The organism is Micromonospora sp. KC606, from assembly GCF_004348675.1.
Classification (GTDB): domain Bacteria; phylum Actinomycetota; class Actinomycetes; order Mycobacteriales; family Micromonosporaceae; genus Micromonospora.
The window spans coordinates 1-7286 of the sequence record NZ_SMKN01000265.1 but is presented as its reverse complement, the minus strand read 5'-3'; the positions used below and the strand labels follow the sequence as shown (position 1 = coordinate 7286).

Here is a 7286-nt window from a genome sequence, read left to right as displayed (position 1 = left end):
CGCACACGCCCCGCCGCCGGCACACATCGGCCCCGCCGATTGCGGCGTTGTGCGGTATCGCGGCATATGGACAGCGCAGGATGCCGCAAACGGCGAGCCGCCCCGTCGCGCATCCCAGGCCGCGCCGCCCGGCGCGGCGCGGCGGGGTGGTCAGGGCTGGGGCGCGGCGAGGCCGATCGGGTTGTCCGCAGGGATGACCCGGTGGCAGGCACGGGCCAGGGGGTCGAGGAGTTCACCGAGGCGGGCGGCGCGGTCCGGACCGAGCACCAGCCAGGGGCGTGCGGCGGCGCGGTCGGTGGCGTCCTCGACCGCCTGGAGGCCGGCCCGGCCGACGTCGGTCGGTCGGCCGTCCGCGTCCAGCCAGCCGCGCGCGACCAGCCGACCCCGGGCCGCCTGCCACTGCTCCTCCGACCAGCCCCGGCCGAGCAGGTTCTGCGGCGGCTGGCCGACCGCCACCCGCCAGGCCAGCGCCTCCACCGGGTCGACCCCGGCGGCGACCAGGGCAGCGACGTGCCCGTCGCCCCGTGCCTCACGCAGCGTGGTGGCCGCCTGCCAGAGCCGGGCCAGCGGGTAGTCGCCCCGGGGCAGGGCGGCGTTGGCTGCGCCGAGCACCCGACCGGCGGTGTCGAGCGCACCGGCCGCCGCCTCCAGCAGGTCGGCCGCCTCGGTCAGGTGCGACTCCGGCAGCTCGTACAACAACTCGGCGAGCGCCTGCACGGCACCGGTCAGCCGGGCCCGCAACGCCTCCTGCGGGGTGGCCAACTGCCAGACCGCGGGCAGCGCCCGGCCCACCATGGGTGGGGCGAAGGCGAAGAACGCCGCGACCACCGGGGCGGCGTCGACGGGCCCGAGTGGCGCGGCCCGGCCGGCGAAGTAACCCCGCCAGTAGCCGCGCAACCCGACCGCCTCGTACGCGGCGCGGGCCCGCGGATGGAAGTAGGTGACCGCGTGCAGGGGTTCGACACGCGTCCACAGCACCCGGGCGGTCCGCTCCGGATCGTCGTCGAGTGCCGGCACGTGCACCTCCACATGGTGAGGGGTCACCGGGTGGCGGCGGAACCGCCCAGGTGACCCCGAACCTACTGCCCGTGCGCAACGGCCGGGAAGGCCGGTGTGGCCTACTGCACCGCGAGGATGTCGACGACGAACCGCAGCGGGCCGGCCGGGGCGCCGGGACGCTGCGGCTTCTCGCCGTACGCCATGTCGGCCGGGATGTCCAGCTGCACCCGGCTGCCGACGGTCTGGCCCTGCATGCCCTGGTCCCAGCCCGGGATGACGTTGCCCTGGCCGAGGACGAAGGAGAACGGCTCCGAACGCTTCCAGGACGCGTCGAACTCGTCGCCGCTGCGGTAGGACACCCCGACGTAGTTGACGGTGACCTGCTGGCCCGGCTGCGCGGCCGGGCCGGTGCCGCGGATCAGCGGGGTGGCCTTCAGGCCGGTCAGCTCGCCCTCGCCCTTGCCAACCTGCGGCTTGGTGCAGAGCGCCTGGTCGGCGCCCGCAGGGAGGGTGGGGAAGCCGCCCGAGCAGCCGGCCGGCGCGGCGGCCTGCTTCGGCTCCTCCTGCCCGCCCCGGGCCACCACGAACACCCCGACGATCACCGCGATGACGGCGACACCGGCGAGCGCGCCCAGCCACGCCTGCCGGCGCTTCTTCGCCTCGGCGGCCTTCTGTGCGGCCAACTGGGCGGCCAGTCGTCGTTGCGCCTTCGTCTCGGGGCCCTGGCCCGTCGACAGGTTCTCCGTACGCTCGCTCACGTCCTCGACTCCCTGCTGGTTGGGTGACCGCCCCGGCGACCCGGTGCCGTGGCCAGCGCACACGGTACCCGGATCGATGCCGTCGGTGGGCCGTCACCCGGACCGGTCCCGTGCCGCCCGAGCCCGTCGTCCCACCCTGCCCCGGTTCGTACCCACCTGGGCGGTGCCTCCGCCGCCCGCCACCGTCCGCCGCTCAGGCGGTCTTGCGGGGAGCCGCCTTCTTCTCCGCGGCCTTCTTCGCCGGTGCCTTGGCCGCCTTCTTCTCCGCGGTCTTCTTGGCGGCGGTCTTCTTCGCCGGCGTCGCCTTCTTGGTCGCCTTCTTCTCGGCGGCCTTCTTCGCCGGGGCCTTCGTGGCCTTCTTCGCCGCCTGCTGAGCCGAGCGGGCCGCCGAGATCGGGGTCGGCTCGCCCGCACCGCCCGACGGCGCCTCGCCCCGGGCGGTCCGGGCCCGCTCCACCGACGCCTTCAACGCGGCCATCAGGTCCACCGCGGCGGCCGGCGCGGCCTCTTCCACCTCCGGCTGCACCACCTCGCGCCCCTCGACCTTGGCGTCGATGACCTCCTGCAGGGCAGCCCGGTAGTCGTCGGTGAAGGCGTCGGGCTGGAACTCCCCGGCCATCGAGTCGATCAGCGAGGCGGCCATCGCCAGCTCCGGTGGGCGGACCTTCAGATCCTCGTCGAGGAAGCCGAAGTCGGGCGTACGCACCTCGTCGGGCCAGAGCATCGTGTTGAGCAGCAGCACGCCCTCGCGGACCCGAAGGGTGGCCAACTGTTCCCGCTGGCGGATCGCCACCTTGACGATCGCCACCCGCTCCGAGTCGGCCAGCGCGTCGCGCAGCAGCACGTACGGCTTGGTCGCCGCGCCCTCCGGCTCCAGGAAGTACGCCTTGTTGTAGAGGATCGGGTCGACCTGCTCCGCCGGCACGAACTCCAGCACGTCGATCGCGTGCGAGGTGCTCAGCGGCAGGTCGGCGAAGTCCTCGTCGGTGAGGATCACCATCTCGCCACCGCCCAGGTCGTACCCCTTGGCGATGTCGTCGTAGGTGACCTCCTCCCCGCAGACCGAACAGGTGCGCTTGTAGCGGATCCGGCCGCCGTCGGAGCGGTGCACCTGGTGGAACCGGATGTCCTTCTCCTCGGTGGCCGAGTAGAGCTTCACCCCGATGGAGACCAGCCCGAAGGACACCGCCCCCTTCCAGATGGCGCGCATGCCGTCCTCCTCTCCACCGGTCTGACCAGGATCCCAAACGATCGAAGCGCACGCACGCGCTTCCGTGCGCAACTAGTGTCAGAACGTGCCCGGCGCGCCGCTCCAGCCGATGCTCGCGATGACCGGGCAGCTCCCGGTCGGTGCCGGCTGGGCGTACGAGTTCAAGTGGGACGGGGTCCGCGCGCTCGCCGACGTCACCGGCGGCCGGCAGCACCTGTACGCCCGCAGCGGCGCGGAGATCACCGCCGCGTACCCGGAGCTGATTCCCCTGGCCGAGCAGGCCGACGACGCCCTGCTCGACGGCGAGGTGGTGCTGTTCGACGCCGCCGGGCAGCCGTCGTTCACCGCCCTGGCCGAACGGATGCACGTGCGGGACCGGGCCAGGGCGGCCCGGCTGGCGGCGAGCGTCCCGGTCACGTACATGATCTTTGACCTGCTCCGGTTGCGTGGCGAGGACCTCACCGGGTGGCCGTACCACCGGCGGCGGGCGACCCTCGACGACCTGGGCCTGGGCGCGGCCCGGTGGGCGGTACCACCCTCCTTCGCCGACGGCGCCGCCACCTACGAGGCGGCGGGCGAGCACGGCCTGGAGGGGGTGATGGCCAAGCGGATCGACTCCGTCTACCGGCCGGGGGTGCGCTCGTCGGACTGGGTGAAGGTGAAGCTGGAGGTCACCGGTGACTTCCTGGTCGGCGGCTGGCGGCCCGGCGCGCGCAAGATCGGCGGCCTGCTGGTCGGGGTGCCCCGCCCGGACGGCCGGCTCACCTACCGGGGCCGGGTCGGCGGGGGGATCGGCGCGGCGCTGGAACGGGAGCTGCTGCGCGAACTCGAACCGCTGCGCACCGGCGCGTCGCCGTTCGCCGGGGACGTGCCGCGCGACGATGCCCGGGGCGCGATCTGGGTGACTCCCCGGATCGTGATCGAGGTCAAGTACGGCCAGCGCACCCCGGACGGCCGGTTGCGGTTCCCCCGGGTGCTGCGGCTGCGGCCGGACAAACCGCCGGAGGAGGTCGAGGATGCCGGCTGAGCGTTTCCGGGTCGACGTCGAGGGGCGTTCCCTGGAGCTGTCCAACCTGGACAAGGTGCTCTATCCCGAGGCCGGGTTCACCAAGGGCGAGGTGATCGACTACTACACCCGGATCGCGCCGGTGCTCCTGCCACACCTGGCCGGCCGGGCGCTGACCCGCATCCGCTTCCCCAACGGCGTCACCGGGGGATCGTTCTTCGAGAAGAACGCCCCGGCCGCGACCCCCGACTGGGTTCGCACCGAGACGCTGCCCGCCCCCGGGTCGAGCAAGGGCCGGGAGACAATCGACTACGTGGTCGCCGACGACCTGCCCACCCTGGTCTGGCTGGCCAACCTCGCCGCCCTGGAGCTGCACACCCCGCAGTGGAAGATCGGCGAGCACCCGGACATGATGGTCGTCGACCTCGACCCCGGCGCGCCCGCCGCCCTCAGGCAGTGCTGCCAGGTGGCGCTGCTGATGCGCGACCGGCTCGCCGACGACGGGGTGGCTGCCTATCCGAAGACCTCGGGGAAGAAGGGCATGCAGCTCTGCTGCCCCATCCGCGGCACCCAGTCCGCCGACGACGTGTCGGCCTACGCGCGCCGCATCGCCCAGGAACTCGAACGTGGGCACCCGAAGCTGATCGTGTCGAAGATGGCGAAGAACCTGCGTCCCGGGAAGGTCTTCATCGACTGGAGTCAGAACAACGCGGCGAAGACCACGGTCGCCCCGTACTCGCTGCGCTCCCAGTCGGTGCCGTCCGTGTCGACCCCGCTGACCTGGGACGAGGTGACGGCCGGCGCGGCCGGCAAGCGGCCGTCGGCTCGCCCCTACACCGCGACGGAGGTGCTCAAGCGGGTGGAGAGTTCCGGCGACCTGCTCGCCCCGCTCCTCGACGGCGGTCCGGAGCTGCCCACCGGTTCGTAGGTCGGCATCACCGGAATCGGGCCGCACTGACTGATGGTCGAGCCGGTGATGCGAGGGCTGGCTCGGCGATTCCTACGCCGAGCCAGCCCTCCCAAAAATTCAGCAGTGGCAGCCGATCAGGTACGGCGCAGCCGCCACCAGCCGCCCCCGACCAGCGCTACGGTGATCACGGTGACCGCCACGTCGCCGGCCAGGGCCGCCGCCGGGCTCGCAGGGGAGTAGGGCGGCACGAGGTACGCGAACCCGGCCGCGCTGACCAGGCTTGCCGAACCGGCAGCGAGGACGTGCCGCTGCCCCCAGCCGGCGCGGGCGGCCCAGTAGGCGACCAGACCCCCGGCGGTGGCGGCGAGCGCCAGCGCGATGGCCACCCCCGGCCAGCCAGGCGTCAGGTCGGTGCCGAGGTGGACGAGAACGACCATCAGCCCCACCCAGAGCGGGTGCGGTGCCCGGCGCGCTGCCACCACGCCCGGTTCGGCGCTGTCGGCCGGTCGCGGGTGGGGGTGTCGCCACCTGGGCAGCAGAGCAGTGGCGACGAGGGCGAGGATCACCGTGACGGCGAATGCCAACTGGAGCGGGCCGGCCAGGAAGTTCTTCCGGCCGCCGTCGGCGGCGAAGATCAGCAGACTGCCGAGCAGGTAGAGCACCCCGACCACGGCGAGCCCAGGCCGGCCCAGCCACGGCCGGAGCCGGCGGCGCGGGCCGAGGAACGACTCGACGAGCACGATCGGCGCGCAGATGGTCAGCAGGATGTGGTTGCCGACGTAGTCGAACGCCTGCCGGAGACTGAATCCGAGCCCCGGCACCAGCGTCGCCTCGGCGACGGCGCGGGTGTCGGCGTACTGGGTGTCGTCCAGGTAGTTGGGATTGAACAGCGACTGATCGACCAGGCCGGCCTGGAACACGCCGAATCCGGCGGCGAGCAGCACGATCGCCGGCCAGCCGGCGTCGAGCCGCCGGGCGGTCTCCCGGACCAGGATCGCCGCCCCGCCGTACATCGGGCCGAGGAAGATCAGCACCGGGAGGAAGTCGTGGAGTGCGAACCCGCCCCACGAGCACTCGGCCGCCCAGGGCGCGAGCATCAGCAACGCGACCACCGGCACGAGCCGACGGCGCATTGGCAGGCGGTCGGCGGCGGGCGGGACGGCCCCGGTGGGGTTGAGGTCGGTCGGCATGCGGACTCCTCACGCTTCGGCTACCCGTACCGTCCGCCGGCCGGTCGGTCGGTCGCTACGGCCATCGGCCGATGACCGCAGCGACGAAAGTCGGTGAACAGGGTGGGCCGACTCATGACCGGGGGCAGCGTGGAGCCCTTCTGCTCGACGGCGGCGCGCGTGGGGACGGGATACCTGGGCGCGAACGTCATCGACTCAGCGAATCTGCTGGGCGAAGGCCAGCAACACGAGTCGGTTGCGGGCCTGCGGCAGTGGGCCGGCAAGCCGGAGCACCCGAAGGCTGGGTTCGTGCCGGACGTCGACCCACAGGAAGCCGCGAGACTGGCGGCGCTTCGCGGGTACGCCAGGGCAGGAAGCAGGAGCCGGGGACACTCTTGCCCGACCTGAGCCGCGCACTTCGAAGGGCCTGTTGTCAGGCCGCAGGCCAGGTGGTGTACGACACCCGGGCGTTGATGTTCGCCGGTACGCCCCCGTACGCGTAGCAGCGCACGGTGACGACGGTGTCGGCCGTGCCGGACCGGGACCAGTCCACCAGCACGCAGTACCCGTGCGGGGGCCGGTCGAAGTCGTTGCGGAAGCTGTTGACGAAGGCGGTGCCGTACGTCGTTCCGGTGCCGGTGATCCGCAGCTGGTAGTGCCCGGTGCCCAGGTGGTGACCGATGCCGCCACCGAAGCTGTTCAAGGTCGAGTTCCAGTCCTCTCCGGTGACCCAGCCGCCGGAGGCCCGCTCGCCGTACAGCACCCCGGTGTGGAAGCGGGGGCCGGTGGCGCGCCCGAGCAGGTCCACCCGGTTGCCGTAGGTGACCGCGAACCGTGCGTCGACCGGGTTGCCGGCGGCGTTGCGGCACCACACGTCCCACAGGTCCGGCGGGCCGATCTGGCAGTGCACGCCCGCGCTGCCCACGGCCGTCACGTGTGCCAGGGGGAAGGAGTAGTCGTACTGGCGGTTCATCCGGAAGCGGTAACGCCCCGTGCCCAGCCGTTCGTAGGTGACCTCGCCGCCAGCGGAGACGTAGCGGTAGCTGGTCGGCAGGGTCCGCACCCCGGCGGGCGTCGCCTGGTCGGTGACGAACCAGGCGAACACCCCTCGGCTGACTGTGAGCATGGCGGGGTCGGTTCAGCAGTGGTGAGCTGATAGCCGGCAGCAGTGGGTGTGACTCTTCGTCTGACTGGCTTTGTGTCTTTGGCGGGACTTGTCCGTCCGCTGCTGCCG

7 protein-coding genes are annotated in these 7286 nt (G+C 72.7%); 2 read left to right on the top strand and 5 right to left on the bottom strand.

The genetic code is table 11. The annotated features are described in order from the left end of the window. Positions 1-150 precede the first annotated feature (150 nt). The 3 genes from E1193_RS28640 to E1193_RS28630 all read right to left on the bottom strand — a co-directional run bounded on the left by E1193_RS28640 (position 151) and on the right by E1193_RS28630 (position 2967). Positions 151-975 (bottom strand): hypothetical protein, encoded by an 825-nt coding sequence (locus E1193_RS28640; protein WP_207922906.1) that lies wholly within the window; start codon positions 973-975, stop codon positions 151-153. Positions 976-1118: 143 nt separating this feature from the next. Further along, a complete protein-coding gene (locus E1193_RS28635; RefSeq protein WP_132186285.1) occupies positions 1119-1757 on the bottom strand; it encodes an FKBP-type peptidyl-prolyl cis-trans isomerase in 639 nt (212 codons plus the stop codon). A 193-nt stretch (positions 1758-1950) separates the two neighbouring features. Continuing rightward, positions 1951-2967, bottom strand: a complete 1017-nt coding sequence (locus E1193_RS28630) for a Ku protein (RefSeq protein ID WP_132186284.1) — start codon at positions 2965-2967, stop codon at positions 1951-1953. An 85-nt stretch (positions 2968-3052) separates the two neighbouring features. Here E1193_RS28630 and ligD (E1193_RS28625) point away from each other — a divergent pair, with 85 nt between their 5' ends. Both ligD (E1193_RS28625) and ligD (E1193_RS28620) read left to right on the top strand, forming a co-directional pair. Further along, positions 3053-3994, top strand: a complete 942-nt coding sequence (ligD, locus tag E1193_RS28625; protein ID WP_132186283.1) for a non-homologous end-joining DNA ligase — start codon at positions 3053-3055, stop codon at positions 3992-3994. Continuing rightward, positions 3984-4901 (top strand): non-homologous end-joining DNA ligase, encoded by a 918-nt coding sequence (ligD, locus tag E1193_RS28620; protein ID WP_132186282.1) that lies wholly within the window; start codon positions 3984-3986, stop codon positions 4899-4901. Before ligD (E1193_RS28625) ends, ligD (E1193_RS28620) begins: the two co-directional genes overlap by 11 nt. A gap of 116 nt (positions 4902-5017) precedes the next feature. On the opposite strand, the gene E1193_RS28615 is transcribed toward ligD (E1193_RS28620), so the two are convergent. Continuing rightward, the gene (locus E1193_RS28615; RefSeq protein WP_132186281.1) at positions 5018-6073 is read right to left on the bottom strand and encodes a hypothetical protein; all 1056 of its coding nucleotides are present in this window, start codon (positions 6071-6073) and stop codon (positions 5018-5020) included. A 412-nt stretch (positions 6074-6485) separates the two neighbouring features. Next, entirely contained in the window at positions 6486-7178 is a 693-nt protein-coding gene (locus E1193_RS28610; RefSeq protein WP_132186280.1) for a hypothetical protein, read from the bottom strand. Positions 7179-7286: the final 108 nt, after the last annotated feature.